Genomic DNA, 16,789 nt, shown 5'->3' with positions numbered 1-16,789 from the left:
CACACACAGCATCAACGGCGTGGCATACAGCGCCGCTTTCTTGCCGCGACCAATCACTACGTCTTTGTTTTCTGGCTTCTGCAGCTCTTCATCAACTTCCTTCTGATTCAGCAGGAAGGCGTTACCGCGCATTTTTGGCCAGATTGGGAAGAAGCGCTTCACCATGCGATAAGCAAGATGCTGCGAGTAATCTTCGATCTCGTCGCTGTCATCGCCGCTTTTCAGCATCATCACCGCCGTCCACGCGACGATCAGCGCAAACACGATTTCGACATACGGACCAAGGCTCAGCAAGCCGGTACCGATCGCCACGAAGATGCCACGGAAAACGATGGCACCGATGATGCCCCAATAGAGCACGCGGTGACGGTAGCGATCCGGAACAGCAAACCACGAGAAGATCGCCATCATGACGAACAGGTTATCGACGGAGAGTACTTTCTCCAGCGCGTAACCGGTCACGAACAGGCTGGCAACTTCAGCGCCATGATGGATATAGAGGAAACCGGCGAAACCCATCGCCACAGCCACCCAGAACACCGACCACAGCGCCGCGCTTTTCAGCGAAATCGGCTTGTCGCCGCGGTGCATGAACAGGTCGATAAAAATAGCTCCTACTGACAGCGCGATGAAAACCGCGACTGTTTCAGTTGGGAAGCCAATGTGCGTAGACACCATGATGAACCCTTAAAAGATAAAAATTACAGACCAAATATTGCTGGATCAAAGCCCAAAGCGACGGCGATTTCGCGCACCGCTTTCTGCTCGTCAGCATCAAAATCACCATCACTCTTACCGACAGCAATACCTACGCGGATCGCCAATTGCGCGGCTTCCGGCTGATCTTTCAACGCCATGATGTACTTCATGGTTTCGCCTTTGCCAATTTCCAGATCGAAATCGAAGCTGCTCACCAGCTTGTTGAAGAACTCAATCACTTCATTGGTATCAAAGACTTTCAATTCTTCCGAGGCACGCAGAAAACCGATCATTTTCTGCTTCTCTTCCGCACTCACGCTGCCGTCTGCTACCGCAATGCGTGCGCAAACCGCTACCGTACCTTGCATAAATTTCTTGTTCTTAAAGCGGCTAACCTGTTTGGTTAATTCATCGCGGCCGGAATTAAATGCGCCTTTAACCTTGTTGAAAAAGCTCATAGTGAATCCTCTGTCTGAAATTATTTGGAACCGGCTCGCCAGTTGAATCCCCAACCGAAAGCTTTATCCATATCGGAATGCCCGTTAAAGAACTGATTGATACGCTCGACGCGGATACTGCCGTTCTCATTGACCAGGCGAGCAATCGCACACATGTTGCGGCGATTCTCCCCTTCAGTCATACGCGTTTCAATCGGTGGCTGGTCTGGAATGTGCAGCGTCACTACGCCATCCGTTTTGTCCCAGCTCGCCGCACCTTGATAGATGAAGGCGAAAACCAACACTTCGCGAATCTGACTCCATTCGCGACCGTTGATGTGCAGCCATTCGCCATCGGTCACTTCGCCGGTACGATCGTCGCCCTGCAAGTGTACGAAAGGTTTGGCATGCATGGCGCCAAAATTGCCGCCCAGCGCCTGGATCACACCGCGCGAACCGTCTTGCAACTCAACGAAGGCGCCAAGATCGAGATCCACGCCTTTGTTGCCGCCGAACAATCCGCGCAACCCGCTGCCACCGCTATTCGTTTCACGATGCCAGTTCAGATTGATGCGGATCTCACCGAAGTTATCGCGCTTGGTCAGGCTGATGGCTGGCTTCTCTTTGGTGAGAGAAACTTTGCTCAGATTGATTTTTGCTGGTGCTGGCGTGGGTGCTGGAGCCGGTGCTGCCTGCGGTGCAGGCGTTGGTGCAGGCGCAGGTTCCGCTATATCCACACCAAAATGTTCCGCCAGCGGCTGCAAGCCGCCGTTGAAACCCTGCGCAATAAAGCGGAATTTCCACTCATTATTGCGACGGTAAAGTTCGCCGAGGATCAACGCCGCTTCCTGACGTCCCACCAGCTCCACATTACCGCTCAGCAGCACGTTGCCGCCCTGCTCCACCTGAATCGCCAGACGTTGCAAGCCCGACACGTTGCGGCCGCCGTCACAGGTGACGGTAAAGGCCACTTTCTGCACGTCAGGACGCAAGCGGGTGAGATCGACAGAAAAGGCGGAATTGTGCCCTTCGCTTTTCAGGCTGATGGTGCGGTCATCGTTATCCGGCTGACCGTAGAACACCATATCGGCATCGCCATTCACTTTGCCGCTGGCGAACAGACGAAAGGCGGAAGCATCAACGGCGGCGCCAGCGAGCACGCGCACCGTCAGCAGATTTGCAGGAACGGGAGCATTGCTCCCCGGCGTCATATTCATTAGCGCACCACTGCGGCAACGATGTCGTTTTGCATCGCATCGATGGTACGACCGGCACTCGCGCGGCCATGCGCCGTGAAGTCCCACAGTCCGCCGTTGCGGTGCAGCGAAGCAATCACGATGCCGGTATGGCTACCTTGCTCAGTCAGCTCATAGCGCGCCAGCTCTTTGCCGTTTTGATCAACCACGCGGCAGAAGGCATTTTCCACTTCGTTGAAGGTTTGGCCCTGGAAGCTGTTCACGGTGAACGCCAGATACTCAACGTTGGCGGGCAGACGTGATAACTCAACGTTGATCACTTCATCGTCGCCATCGCCTTCGCCGGTACGATTATCGCCGCTGTGTTTAACCGCACCACATTTGGAGGTTAATGCGCGGAACCAGATGGTATCAATGGCATTACCGGATTGATCCAATAATACGCAGCTGGCATCGAGATCGATTGAATCTCCGCCGCCGCCAAATAGCTTGCCTAACAAGCCTTTCTTTTTAATTGGATCCCAGCCTAAGCCGAAATGTAATTTATTCAGCGAAGCGGTTTGTTTGCTGAGTGAGACCGTCTGATTCTTGCTTAATGAAACCATGTCATAATTCCTTCAAACAGGTTTGAAAAGGGTTTTATATTTGCATCAAATTCCATGAGGGCAAAATCATATCATGAGGATATTCATGATCAGCATTAATTTTCACAGCAATTTCATGAAACACAATAATGCGTTGCAGAAGAATGACTTAAGAGAATCAAAGCCAAATAGACAACGCACTAAACATGACAATTCTTTACATTAAAATTCATAAGGTTACGTTAGGGTAAAAAATCATATTATGATTGACTCGTTTCAAGGTGAGAAATAAACTCGCAAGCCATAACCCAGCCACCAGCCTCTTGCGGAAATAATTAGAAATGTCTCACAAAATTTGGCTAATGGAAGGTTTATCCTCCCAACGCGATATAATTAATGGCATTACATCTACAGCTCAAAAACATAACTACAACGTGTCGATTTATGCATCACATCGCCAATCGCGTAATGAAATACTTTCTCTGGCGGATCATGCATTAATTGAACCTGGTGATATTAATCAGCGCCTCGAATTTATTCTTTCTACAGTAAAAAAATACGCCATTCAGGCGATCCATACCGGTCGACATGCGCATTGGTTTGAAGCCCATCGCGCCGCTATTGAAGCCAGCGGTGCGCGCTTAACCACCGGCGCACGTGACCTCGCCATGCTGGATCTGGCCGATGATAAAGTCGCGTTTGCCCACCATATGAAAAGCCTGAATTTGCCGGTGGTGCCTTCACTGCGCGTTGATTCACCCGTACAGTTGCGCGAGTTGATCGCCCGCAAGCCCTTTGGCGATCTGCCGCTGTGCGTTAAGCCGGTTACCGGTATTTATGGCATGGGATTCTGGCAGTTTGATGAAAGCGTCTCGCCGATGGCGGCGTTTACCCATCCGGATGCGCGCCGGGTAAAAGCCGAATATTACTTACAGGCGCTGGAAGCCGCCGACAGCATGGAACCGCTGGTCCTGATGCCGTATCTGCCGGGCCCGGAATATTCGGTTGATATGCTGGCGGAAAACGGCAAGGTGCTGGCCGCTGTGGCGCGACGCAAAGAAGGTGCGCTGCAGTATCTGGAGAACAGCGGCGAAGCCTTTGAGCTGGCGCAAGCCTGCGCCGGAGCGATGGGCGCAGATGGATTGATCAACGTGCAGACGCGCAATGATGCCAGCGGTAAACCGCTATTACTGGAGATCAATATGCGCCCTTCCGGCGGCATTGGTTACACCCGTTTCAGCGGCGTAAATCTTCCCGGCTTGTTTGCCCTGCGCCAGCTAGGCTTGATCAGTCAGCAGCAGGTGATCGACGACGCCCGGCGCGACTTCACGCCAGCAACCGTCCGCGCGCTGAGCGACGTGGTGGCGTACAACCCCGTCCTGTCCAACCAGGTTCAATGAGGAATTATCCATGACCACACTTTGGAGCAGGACGCTTTCATGCGGCACGCTGAGCGTCACACCAACCGGCGGCATCAGCGCCATCGACGATCTGTTTGAGATCGCTGAACGCCGCAATCCCAAGCGCGCTTTTCTGTTCGTCAGTAAAGTACTTGGCCGCCACATTCCGGTCGCGCCGGAGAAAATGCGCGCCGTTTATCGCCAGCTGGCGGAGCAGTTCCCGCCGCTTACTGACGGTCCGGTACTGTTTATCGGCATGGCGGAAACCGCCGTTGGCTTGGGCGCAGGCGTATTTGATGAAGTGCGCCAGCGCGTGAGCGAACCGGTGTATCTCACCTCGACGCGCCATCCGCAGCAGGCGGATCTGCTGTGCGAGTTTAAAGAGAATCACAGCCACGCTACCGATCACCTGATCTATCTGCCCGATGATGCACAGCTGCGCCAGCGCGTGCTCAACGCGCGCACGCTGGTGATGATTGATGACGAAGCTACCACCGGCAACACCTTTATTAATCTGCTCGAAGCGCTGCGCAACGACGGCGGCTTAAAGCAGATCGAGCAGGTTATCGCCGTCACGCTCACCGACTGGAGCGGCGATGCGTTACCCGCGCGCTGTCCGGTGCCGGTGCGCACCGTATCGCTGGTGCAAGGCGACTGGCACTGGCAGCAGGATCCTGACGCCGCGCTACCGCCGATGCCAGCGGTGGCGCTTAACGATGCCGCCACCGTGCCAATAACCGGCAAACAAAGCTGGGGCCGACTCGGCATGGAAACGCCAGCGGGCGATCTTGGCCGTGCGATTCAGGCGCAGCCGGGAGAAAAAATCCTCGTGCTCGGCAGCAGCGAATTTGTCTGGGAACCCTTCTTGCTGGCCGAACGTCTGGCAGCACAAGGCGCTGAGGTGAAATACAGCTCCACTACGCGCTCGCCGATCGCCACCGGATTTGCCATCGAATCGGCTATCGCCTTCGGTGATAACTATGGTCTCGGCATCGCCAACTTCGTCTACAACGTGGCGCATCAGCAGTTTGACCGCATTTTGCTGTGCATCGAAACGCCGGTCGACAGCGTGGATCCGCTGTTAACCACGGCACTGGCCAGGGTTGCGCCACAGGTGGAGGTGATCAGCTATGAATAAACCGGTGATTTTTTCCGACCTCGACGACACGCTATTTCAGACGCGCCGCAAAATGGTGGACGAGCTGGATCTTGGGCCGTTCCGCACCGGCGCGCTCGATCTCAGCCTGCAGCCGCGCAGCTTTATGACCGAAGAGCAGTCGATGCTGGTTGACTGGATGATCGAGCAAGCCGATTTGATCCCGGTCACCGCGCGCGGCACCGAAGAGATCGCGCGCGTGCAGATCCCTTTCCGTTCGTGGGCGGTGACCACGCACGGCGCGGTGATCCTCAATCCGCAAGGTGAGGAAGATGCCGCATGGCGCGCGCACATGCTGGAAAAACTGACGCCGTACGGCCCGGCGCTGCTCTCGATGCAGCAGGCGATCACCGATCTGATGGCAGAGCGCGACATCAACGGCTGGGCGCGCATCAACTATGAATATGGCGTCACGCCGATCTATCTGGTGATGAAGCACCGCGACAGCACGCGCCTCGAAGAGCTTTACGCCATCGCCGATGAGATCGAGCAACGCTTCCCCACCGCCGGCTATTACATCCATCGCAACAGCAACAACGTCGCCTGGCTGCCAAACGTGGTGGAAAAAGGCTTAGCTGTCAGCTACCTGCTGGAAAAATTGCGTCACGAGCGCGGCGTTTTCCCGGTGATTGGCCTCGGCGACAGCCTCAGCGATCACCGCTTTATGAAGCTGTGCAGCTGGTACGGCATTCCACGCCAAAGCCAGTTTGCCGAGCGCATCAACCAATCCATATTCGGAGAACAATCAAATGGTGAATAACCTGCCTTTCTCTGGATCGTACCAAGCCGGCGACGTCGAATTCCTGCTCAAGCCGGTCGAGATCGACATGACGCCGGTGGAGCAAAAAGAGCAGCTGATCCAATCCGGCGCGCGCCACTATTCCGAGATGTTGAGCCAGGAACCGGAACCGACGCGCTGGCACCTTGAGCTGTTTTCTCGCGCACTTGACGCAGGTGCCGGACGCCTGGCGAAAGAAGTCACCATGCTGGCGCGGACGTTGGCACACCAGTTTGGCGACACGCCGATTGTGCTCGTAAGCCTGGTGCGCGCAGGCGTGCCGCTCGGCGTGATGCTGCAACAGGCGCTGCGCGCGATGGGCCGCGAATCCTACCATTACGGCATCAGCATCATCCGCGATCGAGGCATTGATCAGGCTGCGATGGAGATCATCGAAGCTCGCCACGGCACCGCAGGCATTGTGTTCGTCGATGGCTGGACCGGCAAAGGCGCCATCACCGGCGAGCTGATCCGCAGCCTCGAACATCGTCCCGGCTATCCGGCGCAACCGCGCTTAGTGGTGCTGGCCGATCCTTGCGGCAAGGCGTGGCTTTCGGCCAGCGATGATGACTGGCTGATCCCGTTTGGCATTATGGGTGCGCCGGTGTCGGGCTTGATCTCGCGCTCGTTGTGGTCTGAAGCAGGCTTGCACGGCTGCGTGCAGTGCGACCATCTGGCGCAATACGATTGCAGCCAGCAGCTGGTGAACACCGTGGCGGAATACGCGCGATCGCTGGATGTCAGCGCCCTGCCCGCTTGCCAGCAGGATCCACAACATCAACAACAACTTGTGGCGCAAAGTGAAGCGGTGATCGCCATGCTGGCGGCGCGTTATCAGGTGAACAGCATCAACCGCATCAAGCCGGGCATCGCCGAAGCCACGCGCGCCGTGCTGCGCCGCGTGCCGGATCAGGTGCTGGTCCGTTCGGTTGACGATCCCGACGTGGCGCTGCTGGTCTATCTTGCCCAACAAAAAGGGCTGACCATCACAGAAGCGGGAGCCGATCTTGGGCAATACCGCGCCGTGACGATAATCAAAAAGGTGCTGTGATGAACGGCCGTCTCTCTCCGTGGCGTTTGGGCGCAACGCTGTATATGCCGGCGGTGCGCAGCGATATCGTCGATGCCATTCTGCATAATAAAATCAGCGGGTTGCGCTCGCTGGTGATCTGCCTGGAAGATGCGGTCAGTGATGCGGATTTGCCGCAGGCGCTGCACAATCTCCAGCAAAACCTACAGGTGTTGAATGCCGAACAGCGCGCCAATGGTAACGCGCAGTGGCCGCTGGTTTTTATCCGTCCGCGTAACAGCGAGATGGGCGCGTGGCTGGTGGAAAACCTTAACCTCAGCGCAATAGACGGTTTGGTGCTGCCGAAATTCACCGCCGATTCCTTACCGCTGTGGTGGCAGATTCTCGAACCGAGCCATCTGTGCATGATGCCGACGCTGGAAACCGAAGAAGTTTTCGACGTGGTGGCGATGCGTGAACTGGCCCTCACGCTGCAAAACCATGCCTGCCGCGAGCGCGTGATCGCCCTGCGCATCGGCGGTAACGATTTGATGAATGTGCTTTCGCTGCGTCGCTCGCGCCATTTCACGCTGTATGACAGCCCGATGGGTTACACCATCAAAATGCTGGTGGCGGTATTCGCGTCGCGCGATTTTGCGCTGACCGCGCCGGTGTGCGAGCACATCGACGATCAGCAGATTATGGATCAGGAACTGGCGCTGGATATCGCGCACGGATTGGTGGGCAAAACCGCCATTCATCCGAGCCAAATCGGCAAGATTCAGGAGATGTTGATGGTTTCCGCCAGCGATCAGGCGGATGCCTTCCGCATCCTCAACTCAAGCCAGGCAGTATTTAAATCGCAGGGCGCGATGTGCGAACCGGCAACGCATCGCCGCTGGGCCGCCGCCATCCTGGCCCGCGCGCAGGAATATGGCATAGCACCCGATACCCGCTCGGACGGCGCATTGATGCTGGTAACCTGACAAACCCCGTAGGGTGGGCATTCATGCCCACCGCTTTACCACCAAATCACAAACCAGACGTAAGAATTTTCGCACCCTATTTACCTGATATTTAAATACCCTCTGATACTGTCGAAAACCGTTTGCCAGGAGGGCGATACAGACCATTGACCACTAACGCAGGCCTCAATCGACCATGCAACTCAGTACCCGACAGACACGCGTATTCATGCTCGCCTCACTGCTCAGCAGCGGCAAACCAGTAGCATCGAGCCGCATTCTCGCCTCGCTCGACTGCTCCGAACCCACGCTGACGCGCGCGCTAAAAGAGCTACGTGAATCCTGGTCTGCGGAGATCAAATACAGCCGCCTCACCCATTGCTACCAACTTACTGAACCCGGCAAACTCGACAAGAAAAGCCTGCGCCATATTAATGAAGCGCTCAAACTCAATGCCGAACTGCAACAGAGCGAAACTGTCAGCCGGGTATTTCTGGATAAAGAGAAAAAGAAAGCGGTGTCACTGTCGTTGCGTATGTCTGTTTTGAGGAAGATTGATCAGGTTGTGCGGTTGAGTGAAACGACAAGAAGTGATGCGGTGGAGATGCTGGTTGAGAGTGGGTTAGATGAGTTAATCGAGAAGTTGATGCTTAAAAAGAACGAGTTCAAACGACAGTAATATTTCAGCAGTGGTTTAATGACGTTTATTGGCGCGATGATTTTCAACTAACTTCAGCGATGCAAACCTACCCCCTTAAATGATTAATGGACCTCATCGATCTGGATATTGTCCCCTAACCTCCCAAAACTGTTAGCGTAATCACGTTTCATCGATCGTTATTTTCATCATTAGTATTTACATCATCGCACCGCATGATTACTAACACAGAACAGCATCCCTTCGTTATTAATTTTAAATAAATCAATACTTAAAATAAAAACCTTGCACTAACCGAATCGCGTTAAGGCTCTTTTTAATATCGAGTGTAAAACCTGGTAGAAAATTGGAATCCTGTTTCATAAACTCAAATTGTTAGTTTGATTAACTATCACCCATTGTAATATCATCAGTGCCGTTGATAGGTAGAGACCGCCTTTTTATGCAGATAGTCCGCATTTGCTCGGCTAAGTAAGCAGTGCGAGCAACAACAATTCCCCGATTGAAATGGTGATTGGGTTAATGGATTAACAATGTTCAGGCGTTACCAGGAAGGTACCCATGACGTTTTCTCAAAACAACATCACAGCCAATACTCTCGATGCGCTGATGCAGGATACCTGGCTATTGGCGCTCGCGGTCCGCAATGGGCAATCGATCACGATTGATGATGCGCTCTACCAGCGTTGCTTCAATATGATTCAGCAGGTTCAGGATCAACTCACTACAGCGGGAGCACCAGCTTCTCTCTGCGAAGAAATCAAATTTGCGCACTGCGTGTTTCTCGACGAACTGATCATGACCATTCCGGAAACTGATATCGCTGTCTGGTGGAAACGCACACCTTTGCAGGGGCACTTTCTCGGGCATCTCAATGGTGGTGAGCATTTCTTTGACCGCATTAAAAAACTGCTTCGTGAACCAGCAGCAGCTGAAGCCGCCATTAGCTGCTACTACAGAATGTTGCATTTAGGTTATGCCGGAAAATACCGAGCTGAAGATAATGAGGAGCGCCAGTCGCTGATGCAGCAGCTAAAAGCGCGGTTGCCGAAACAGATTGGATCTGCCGACTCAGCGGTAATTATCCAGCGTTCAAAATATAAAACGTCTTTCTGGCAACGTTCTCCGTGGCTTATTCGCAGCAGTGTGCTGGTTGCCATTATTGTCGCCACTTTCATCATGAACGGCCATCTGCAATATCTGTTAGTCAAAGGGTAGGCTTCGGGCAAACAAATTTCAGGAAGGAATCTGTAAATGGGCAAAAAGGATTTTGTTATTAGGGGCGGCAAGACGCCGGTATATAACCACTATCAACTGAGCATCCAGACGCTGAAAAGTCAGCGTCCCGATATCCTGTTGTCGGTGCTGCGTTTTAGCGGTGAAGAGGCATTGAATACGCCGTGGAAGTACAGCATTGAACTCACCAGCGCTACACGCGATATTCCCGCCGATATTCTGATTAACAGCACGGCTCAGCTATTTTTTTATCCTGATGGCCAACCCTGGCAGTCAGTGGAACCCGCATTTTGCGCGGTGTAGTGACCGCTTTCCAGCAGTGTGAATCCTCTGCTGACGAAACACGTTATGTGATAACGCTGGAATCGCGCCTTGCGCTGCTAAAAAACAGCCTGACCTATGCCGTTTACCAGCATAAAAGCGTACCGGGTGCAGTAGAGGATATCCTTATACGCTGGGAATATTCCTCGCTGGATTATCACTTTCGCCTGAATACGCAGTATCCGATTCGCGATTTCTATATCTCATATGCGGAGAGCGATCTCGCCTTTATAGAGCGTCATCTGTCGCGCATTGGTGTCTTTTATTACTTCACCTGGGATGAAGAAAATCATCGCGATGTGCTGGTACTGGGTGACAGCGCGCAGGCCTATGGTGCTGAGCAAAGCATCGTCTTTCGCCATCCGTCAGGGTTATTTGATGGCGGCCAGGAATCACTCTGGGATATTTCAGTCAATCGCCAATCCGTTGCCGCTAGCACACGCCTTAATGATGAGTATTACCGCAACGCGCAAAATGACATGCAGGCGCGGGCGGAAACCGATCCTGATAAACCTGCGCTTACGGGAGAGCTATATCGCTACGGTGAAAACTATCAGTCGCTGGGCAAGGAGTACCAGGCTCTGCCAGAACAGGGACAGTGGTTTGTCAAACGCCGTCAGGAACGCCTGATAACCGAGCAGGTCACTTTCGACGGTATGAGCAACGGCATGGATATCCGTCCGGGCATGGTGATCTCGCCACAAGTTAAAGAGTGGCCGGATGCGCCGGATGGCCTGCTGGTGGTCTCTACCTCATCAACCCGTATTTCGCGCGATACCGCCTATGTTATACGCTTTACCGCCGTGCCCATTCGCTCACAAAGCACTTATCGCCCACCGCTGAAAAGCTGGCCGCACATTGCAGGCACGCTGCTGGCTCGCGTCACCAGCCCGGTAGAAAATGCGCAATATGCAGAACTTGATGAACATGGCCGTTATCGGGTGCGCTTTCAGTTCGATCTGAACGAAGCCTGGCAATCTGGTTTTGAAAGCGTACCGGTGCGGCTGGCGAAGCCTTATGCAGGCAATGTCTATGGCTGGCACTTTCCGCTGATAGCCGGAACGCAGGTGATGATTGCCTTCACCAACGGCGATCCTGACCGACCTTATATTCTCTGCTCGGTACATGACTCTCGCCATGAAGATCATGTCAATCTCTATAACTATCAACGCAATGTGCTGAGAACTCCGGCGAATAACAAACTCCGATTTGAGGATCGCCGTGGATATGAGCATGTCAAACTGTCGACGGAATTTGGCGGTAAGAGCCAACTCTCACTCGGACACATTGTCGACAGTTCTCGTAGCAAGCGCGGCGAAGGATTTGAACTGCGCACAGACAGCACCGGTACGCTGCGAGCCGGTAAGGGCCTGTTCCTGACGGCAGATGCGCAGACCACTGCGACCGGGCCAGTGCTGGAAATGAATTCAGCGGTAACTCTGGTGAAAGGTGCAATTAGCCAGATGAGCGACTGGCAGTCGATCACTCAGTCTCACCATAATCTCCAGCCTGATGCCACGCATCTCAGAGCTTATCTGGCCGCCGTCGACCAGCTCAAATTCCCTGCCATGTTGCTGAGTGCACCGGAAGGGATTGGCGTTGTCAGCCCCAAAAGTATCCTGCTGAATTCAGGCAGCACTCTGCATCTGCAAAGCCAGACAGAAACCAGCATTGCCAGTGGCAAACGCATTCAGGTCAACGCCAGCCAGGCGATTTCTTTCTTGTCACAACAGGAAGGGATTCGCATGGTGTCGGGGCAAGGTCCGCTGACGGTGGAATCGCACGGCGATACCCTGGGGCTGACGGCGATGAAAGATATCAGCGTGCAAACCGTTCAGGGTGAACTGCGCCTGACTGCGAAAAACGGCATTGTGCTGGGTTGCGGCGGCGCAACCATCAGGATTACGCCGCAGGGTGATATCCAAATCCATTCACCGGGTAAAACCAGCATCCGTGGCGTCCATGCCTGGAATTCTCCTGCCAGCGAAGAAACAACGCTGCCAGATCTGCCTAAATCCGTGTGCAAAGAGTGCCTGAAAAAAGCGCAGGAAGCCGCGCTTGCTTTCGCGCCAAGGGGATAACCATGACGGACATGAATATGGGTGCAGGATGGTTGAAACAGGCCACCGCGCTTTGCACTGCTGCCGGACAAGATTATATCGATGTGCTGGTTGATCAGGCAGGCACAACACAGCCGCTGCAGCAGGCACTGAACCAGATTAACCCGCCATTACGCTGGTTTGAGCTGTTTGCGAATACGCCGGAAGCGGCAACGCCAGAGTATTCACCGCTGGTGATGCGATTGCATTTTAACGTCAGCAGCCACCAGCGCTGGCTGGAACAGCTGATTGAGCACTTTTCCACAACGCCGCGTTTGACCTTGCTGATATCGCCACTGGCATTTGACCTGCTGAGTAGCCATTTGCAGGCACTGTCACAGGTTCACTGGGAAGAGCAAACCGGCTTACTGCGCTACTACGACAATCGCGTTTTTCCTTCGTTACTTGAGCATGTCCTGACGCCAGAGCAGCAGGCGGCTTTCACCGATATTGCGCTGTTCTGGAGCTGGCGGGATCGTGATGACGAAGTGGTGTGGAAAACCGGAAGCTGGAACCCGGGCAGACAACTTGCTGATGCACCGGAGATGAACCGCATTAGTGATGCGCAGGTTGAGCTGATGGGATGTATTAGTGATGCCGAGGCGCTGATGTTGAAAACCAGCGAACCATGTTCCTCAAAAGAAGCGAAATATGCACGATGCCTGCAGATAGCAATGCTGGCAAGTCAGGCTGGATATCTGGGAGATCTATTGGCATTCACGGAGCATCGACAATGAGTGATACAACCAAGCTGTTAAAAACAATTATTTTCAGTGCCGTGGTTATTTTAGCTGCTTGTGATCAATCAGGAGCTAATGAATATAGCGGTGGGAACTTAGGGGCAATTAACCATGTTCCCGGACAAAGTATTAATTGGTTCAAGGTAAATGACTATCGCGTACCCGGAACGGGTGGCGGTTATTGCTGCATTATGCTGCCAAATAAATGGCGTCCAAACCTGACCGCTCATATTGAGTGGGAAATCGATCCCAATCCTCGTGAGAAAATTCCGCGATTAAAAGAAGGCGTGGGTTTTGAACCAAAAGCTTTGGCACAGCATGAAGCCAAATACCGTCGATATAGTGCTGATGTGCCCATTCCTGAATACGACGATGCATGTGGTTTAACTGTACACTTTTTAACATGTCAGAAAGTAAAAGTGACGGCCTCATGCCTGTCGCCGTCTTTGCCTGATTACCCGATTAAAGAACCGACCGACATGCAGGAGCCTGCAATATGTCAAAAATAAAAACCAGAGCTAATGTTTGGGCTCCACCGCTTTTTCCAGAAAATGGACGCATTCCAGTTACCCATAAGGCGGTCATCGACAATTATCTACTGCAAAAGCGGGAAGAAGAGCAGTATCTGCAACAATTCAATGCGCAAACTGAACGACGTAACGGCGCGGGGTTTACTTGCTCGCAAAGCCTTCATATCAGTTTTTTCTTTGATGGAACGGGCAATAACGAAGATAACGACACCAATCATTCCAGTCCAACGCATCCCACAAACATCGCCAAGCTATATCATGCTACTTATGATAAGACGGCAGAGAGCGAAGGATATTATCGCTACTATATGCCAGGTGTGGGAACTGCATTTCCGGAAATAGGTGAAATGAACTACAGCAGCGCTGGATTAGCCTATGCCACTGGCGGTGAAGCCAGGATTAACTGGGCTTTACTCCATCTGGCAGACGCATTAGTTTATGCCGTAACTAACGTTCATATCCAAGATGAGGTCATTGCCAAAAAAATTTCTGGAATAGCTGCCGATTGGCCATTTGATAATCCTCAAAGTCGTAAAGCTGCTTTTTACTCCTTCCTGAATGCTGATATTAGGGCGAAGGTTGCTACGGCCAAACCTAAGCTGCTTAAGATAAAACTATTTATCTACGGTTTTTCTCGTGGTGCGGCAGAGGCACGTACTTTCGTGAATTGGCTGACAGATCTATTTGAATCCCCAAAGGGTGCAGATAAACCTGATCAAGCGATACTTGGCATCCCTTTAAGCATTGAGTTCTTAGGTCTGCTGGATACTGTGCCATCCGTGGGGATTGCCCATATTGCACCTCTGGTCGATGGGCACATGGGATGGGCCAACAATACGCAGTTGCTGCCTAATGAAAAACGTTTTCCTCATTTAATTAAATGCTGCCGCCATTTTGTTTCCGCGCACGAGCAACGCCTCTGTTTTCCTCTGGATTCGGTATGCCGTCCTGGCGGTGGATACCCTCCTGCCACGCAGGAAGTTATTTATCCTGGTATGCACTCCGATATTGGTGGTGGCTATCCGCAAGGCGATCAAGGCAAGGGACAGGCTGGTAAAGATAGTGACGACCCCAATTATTCGGGGAACCTGTTATCGCAGATTATTTTGCATGATCTCTATGCTGCGGCATATGCAGCAGGTGCACCGCTGATGGTGCCTGAAGACTTTATTCCTCAAGAGTTGCTTCAGAAAAAGCCATCCCGGATTATGTCTACAGATACTGAAAAGGAGTTTGCCGTTAGTAATTCCTTGATTCAGCGTTTTAATGCCTGGCGACAAACCATCCTGTCTGAAAAAGATCAGACCAGCCTCGACCAACAATGCACTATTGATGAGGGTTATATCCCACATCTTCTCTCGCAATCTCTGGATGACGCCGTTGCCGATCAAATTGGCTTGATCACCGCATGGCGCATTGGTCGCTATGCTAACGGCAGCTATGCCAGCCAACCTTTTTATCTCAATGCTACACAGCATTCAAAAGAAATGCTGGAGCAGACAAAAAAAGTGCGTGAGGAAAAGGCGCAAAAGATTGAATACTTACGCAAAGCGGCAAAATTGAACCCTGCGCTTAAAGATGCTGGAAAGATGCTTAATCAGGCGGGCCCGCCTGATTTTGAACCACTGATAGATAAACAACAGCTTCAGGAAGCCGCAGATGAATTTAAAAATGACTACCTGAATAAGATAAGGCCGCAAAGCTGGAGTGAATTTGTTCTTAACCAAATCCCCAAAGGCATTGTATGGCTGATTAACACTGATGATGAGATCACGCAGCAGCGGCATATAAAGCAGGATGGTGAAAGGCTTTATCCGCGTCTTTTCTCCTCGAAACAGGGCACAGTCACACCCGATCCAACGATAGCGCTGGTGGTCGCGCTGTTTGACGATCAGATTCACGATTCGCGCGCCTGGTTTATGCACTCTGCGCTGGGTACACGTGAACCCTGGGGCGGCTATTTTTTCTATCGCTCGATCTATTACGGCAGCCAAAGCAATAAAGATCAGTATTTGTTCTCCATTCATCAACAGTTGATAGGCGTTCCTGTTACTAACGATGGAGCATCTTATCGCGTTAAAAATAATGCGCTCTACTATCCAGTCAGCAGCACGGGCAACGCTGAAGTGCAGAATATCCTCCCGACCACGAGGGTAGATAAGCCCGTTCCATTCTGGACGGTTATTGACAATGCAACTGGCAAAGCTATTCCACTTCAGGACGGTACAGCACAGTTGCTGAATCCCACTCGCGAGCCGGGCACATTAGTCTCCCATGCAAGCCAGCAAATGCTCGCATCACAACACCAGGCCATGATGGCCTCTGCCGTCGATATGCTGAAATCCTCGGGAGCGCGAGTGGTATGACACTTAAAAAACTGGTGCGCGTTGGCGATACGCTTAAACCTTACGGTGGTGAAGTGCTCAGCGGGAGCTTTGACGCGTTTGGCAAGTCGGTGGCCTGCGTCAATGACAAAGCGAAATGCAATCAGCACGGCATGACCACCATTATTCAGGGAGCAACCAACAGCACCGTAAACGGTAAAGCGGTGGCGCTGGATGGGCATAAATGTGCCTGTGGTTGCACGCTGGTCAGTTCCCTGCCGGATATGGATGTCTGCGGATGAATCAACCGCCGGTTTATGCCGATTACGCCACCATTCACCCGGCCCGCTGGCGGCGCTGGTGGGTTGCATTGCCCGTGCTGATGTTTATATCGGCGATGGGCACCATTTTGTTGTGGCCGGAGGGAAAGCCAACCCGTTCGCCGCTTTTCTGGTTCTGGACGCTGGTATTGCCGCTGCTGTGCTGGTTGCTGGCGGTGACGCTGCGCTGGCTGGTCTGGCTGCAATCTACCGATAACAGCCAGACGCACTATGCAGAAACCTCGCTGGCGCTGGATGCCTGGTGGCGAAAGCGCAGCCAGGCCTTGCCGGTTGAAGCCGTTTTATTGGTCACGCCAGTTGGAGACGACGCGTCGGA

Annotated in this window: 17 protein-coding genes and 1 pseudogene; 14 read left to right on the top strand and 4 right to left on the bottom strand. The window is 52.9% G+C overall.

The window, feature by feature from the left end; translation table 11 throughout:
* The 4 genes from RTY00_RS06490 to RTY00_RS06475 form a co-directional block, all read right to left on the bottom strand.
* Nucleotides 1-678 (bottom strand): TerC family protein (locus tag RTY00_RS06490; protein ID WP_312663857.1); only part of this gene is annotated, 678 nt, incomplete at its 3' end.
* Nucleotides 679-701: 23 nt separating this feature from the next.
* Entirely contained in the window at nucleotides 702-1,157 is a 456-nt protein-coding gene (locus tag RTY00_RS06485; protein ID WP_008103747.1) for a tellurite resistance TerB family protein, read from the bottom strand.
* A 20-nt stretch (nucleotides 1,158-1,177) separates the two neighbouring features.
* Nucleotides 1,178-2,353 carry a TerD family protein gene (locus RTY00_RS06480; RefSeq protein WP_312663856.1) on the bottom strand — a complete coding sequence of 392 codons (1,176 nt, stop codon included), beginning with the start codon at nucleotides 2,351-2,353 and terminating at the stop codon, nucleotides 1,178-1,180.
* Nucleotides 2,353-2,937: a TerD family protein gene (locus RTY00_RS06475; protein ID WP_008103751.1), complete on the bottom strand. Its 585-nt coding sequence runs from the start codon at nucleotides 2,935-2,937 to the stop codon at nucleotides 2,353-2,355. The genes RTY00_RS06480 and RTY00_RS06475 overlap by 1 nt, the downstream gene beginning before the upstream one ends.
* Nucleotides 2,938-3,257: 320 nt before the next feature.
* Between RTY00_RS06475 and RTY00_RS06470 the strand changes: the two genes are divergently transcribed.
* The 14 genes and pseudogenes from RTY00_RS06470 to RTY00_RS06405 all read left to right on the top strand — a co-directional run.
* Nucleotides 3,258-4,316, top strand: a complete 1,059-nt coding sequence (locus RTY00_RS06470; protein WP_312663855.1) for an ATP-grasp domain-containing protein — start codon at nucleotides 3,258-3,260, stop codon at nucleotides 4,314-4,316.
* Nucleotides 4,317-4,326: 10 nt separating this feature from the next.
* Entirely contained in the window at nucleotides 4,327-5,454 is a 1,128-nt protein-coding gene (locus tag RTY00_RS06465; RefSeq protein ID WP_312663854.1) for a phosphoribosyltransferase domain-containing protein, read from the top strand.
* Nucleotides 5,447-6,232, top strand: coding sequence for a hypothetical protein (locus RTY00_RS06460; protein ID WP_312663853.1), 786 nt, complete (start codon nucleotides 5,447-5,449; stop codon nucleotides 6,230-6,232). The genes RTY00_RS06465 and RTY00_RS06460 overlap by 8 nt, the downstream gene beginning before the upstream one ends.
* Nucleotides 6,222-7,301, top strand: coding sequence for a cysteine protease StiP family protein (locus RTY00_RS06455; protein ID WP_312663852.1), 1,080 nt, complete (start codon nucleotides 6,222-6,224; stop codon nucleotides 7,299-7,301). The genes RTY00_RS06460 and RTY00_RS06455 overlap by 11 nt, the downstream gene beginning before the upstream one ends.
* Nucleotides 7,301-8,245: an HpcH/HpaI aldolase/citrate lyase family protein gene (locus tag RTY00_RS06450; RefSeq protein WP_312663851.1), complete on the top strand. Its 945-nt coding sequence runs from the start codon at nucleotides 7,301-7,303 to the stop codon at nucleotides 8,243-8,245. The genes RTY00_RS06455 and RTY00_RS06450 overlap by 1 nt, the downstream gene beginning before the upstream one ends.
* A gap of 175 nt (nucleotides 8,246-8,420) precedes the next feature.
* Nucleotides 8,421-8,903 (top strand): tellurium resistance protein TerW, encoded by a 483-nt coding sequence (locus RTY00_RS06445; protein ID WP_312179659.1) that lies wholly within the window; start codon nucleotides 8,421-8,423, stop codon nucleotides 8,901-8,903.
* 540 nt (nucleotides 8,904-9,443) lie between these two features.
* Nucleotides 9,444-10,100, top strand: a complete 657-nt coding sequence (tssL, locus tag RTY00_RS06440; protein ID WP_312663850.1) for a type VI secretion system protein TssL, short form — start codon at nucleotides 9,444-9,446, stop codon at nucleotides 10,098-10,100.
* A 36-nt stretch (nucleotides 10,101-10,136) separates the two neighbouring features.
* Entirely contained in the window at nucleotides 10,137-10,421 is a 285-nt protein-coding gene (locus tag RTY00_RS06435) for a hypothetical protein (protein WP_312663849.1), read from the top strand.
* The gene (locus tag RTY00_RS06430) at nucleotides 10,409-12,520 is read left to right on the top strand and encodes a type VI secretion system tip protein VgrG (protein WP_312663848.1); all 2,112 of its coding nucleotides are present in this window, start codon (nucleotides 10,409-10,411) and stop codon (nucleotides 12,518-12,520) included. Before RTY00_RS06435 ends, RTY00_RS06430 begins: the two co-directional genes overlap by 13 nt.
* Nucleotides 12,521-12,522: 2 nt before the next feature.
* Complete coding sequence (locus tag RTY00_RS06425) at nucleotides 12,523-13,275, top strand: DUF4123 domain-containing protein (protein WP_312663847.1); 753 nt, start codon at nucleotides 12,523-12,525, stop codon at nucleotides 13,273-13,275.
* Nucleotides 13,272-13,787 (top strand): DUF3304 domain-containing protein, encoded by a 516-nt coding sequence (locus RTY00_RS06420; RefSeq protein ID WP_312663846.1) that lies wholly within the window; start codon nucleotides 13,272-13,274, stop codon nucleotides 13,785-13,787. The genes RTY00_RS06425 and RTY00_RS06420 overlap by 4 nt, the downstream gene beginning before the upstream one ends.
* On the top strand, nucleotides 13,775-16,174 hold the full coding sequence (locus RTY00_RS06415; RefSeq protein ID WP_312663845.1) for a DUF2235 domain-containing protein: 2,400 nt from the start codon (nucleotides 13,775-13,777) through the stop codon (nucleotides 16,172-16,174). Before RTY00_RS06420 ends, RTY00_RS06415 begins: the two co-directional genes overlap by 13 nt.
* Nucleotides 16,171-16,434, top strand: a complete 264-nt coding sequence (locus RTY00_RS06410; protein ID WP_312663844.1) for a PAAR domain-containing protein — start codon at nucleotides 16,171-16,173, stop codon at nucleotides 16,432-16,434. The genes RTY00_RS06415 and RTY00_RS06410 overlap by 4 nt, the downstream gene beginning before the upstream one ends.
* Nucleotides 16,431-16,789 (top strand): annotated as a pseudogene (locus RTY00_RS06405) (hypothetical protein); the annotation flags it as partial. The gene RTY00_RS06410 and the pseudogene RTY00_RS06405, both read left to right, overlap by 4 nt.

This window comes from Pantoea sp. CTOTU49201, from assembly GCF_032054795.1.
Taxonomy (GTDB): Bacteria; Pseudomonadota; Gammaproteobacteria; order Enterobacterales; family Enterobacteriaceae; genus Pantoea; species Pantoea symbiotica.
This window is presented reverse-complemented; position numbering and strand designations above follow the sequence as displayed.

Coding starts and splice junctions, on each gene's coding strand:
- RTY00_RS06415 (WP_312663845.1), top strand. CDS start 13,775: ATGTCAAAAATAAAAACCAGAGCTAATGTTTGGGCTCCACCGCTTTTT.
- RTY00_RS06480 (WP_312663856.1), bottom strand. CDS start 2,353: ATGAATATGACGCCGGGGAGCAATGCTCCCGTTCCTGCAAATCTGCTG.
- RTY00_RS06470 (WP_312663855.1), top strand. CDS start 3,258: ATGTCTCACAAAATTTGGCTAATGGAAGGTTTATCCTCCCAACGCGAT.
- RTY00_RS06465 (WP_312663854.1), top strand. CDS start 4,327: ATGACCACACTTTGGAGCAGGACGCTTTCATGCGGCACGCTGAGCGTC.
- RTY00_RS06435 (WP_312663849.1), top strand. CDS start 10,137: ATGGGCAAAAAGGATTTTGTTATTAGGGGCGGCAAGACGCCGGTATAT.
- RTY00_RS06485 (WP_008103747.1), bottom strand. CDS start 1,157: ATGAGCTTTTTCAACAAGGTTAAAGGCGCATTTAATTCCGGCCGCGAT.
- RTY00_RS06460 (WP_312663853.1), top strand. CDS start 5,447: ATGAATAAACCGGTGATTTTTTCCGACCTCGACGACACGCTATTTCAG.
- tssL (WP_312663850.1), top strand. CDS start 9,444: ATGACGTTTTCTCAAAACAACATCACAGCCAATACTCTCGATGCGCTG.
- RTY00_RS06455 (WP_312663852.1), top strand. CDS start 6,222: ATGGTGAATAACCTGCCTTTCTCTGGATCGTACCAAGCCGGCGACGTC.
- RTY00_RS06410 (WP_312663844.1), top strand. CDS start 16,171: ATGACACTTAAAAAACTGGTGCGCGTTGGCGATACGCTTAAACCTTAC.
- RTY00_RS06425 (WP_312663847.1), top strand. CDS start 12,523: ATGACGGACATGAATATGGGTGCAGGATGGTTGAAACAGGCCACCGCG.
- RTY00_RS06450 (WP_312663851.1), top strand. CDS start 7,301: ATGAACGGCCGTCTCTCTCCGTGGCGTTTGGGCGCAACGCTGTATATG.
- RTY00_RS06445 (WP_312179659.1), top strand. CDS start 8,421: ATGCAACTCAGTACCCGACAGACACGCGTATTCATGCTCGCCTCACTG.
- RTY00_RS06475 (WP_008103751.1), bottom strand. CDS start 2,937: ATGGTTTCATTAAGCAAGAATCAGACGGTCTCACTCAGCAAACAAACC.
- RTY00_RS06420 (WP_312663846.1), top strand. CDS start 13,272: ATGAGTGATACAACCAAGCTGTTAAAAACAATTATTTTCAGTGCCGTG.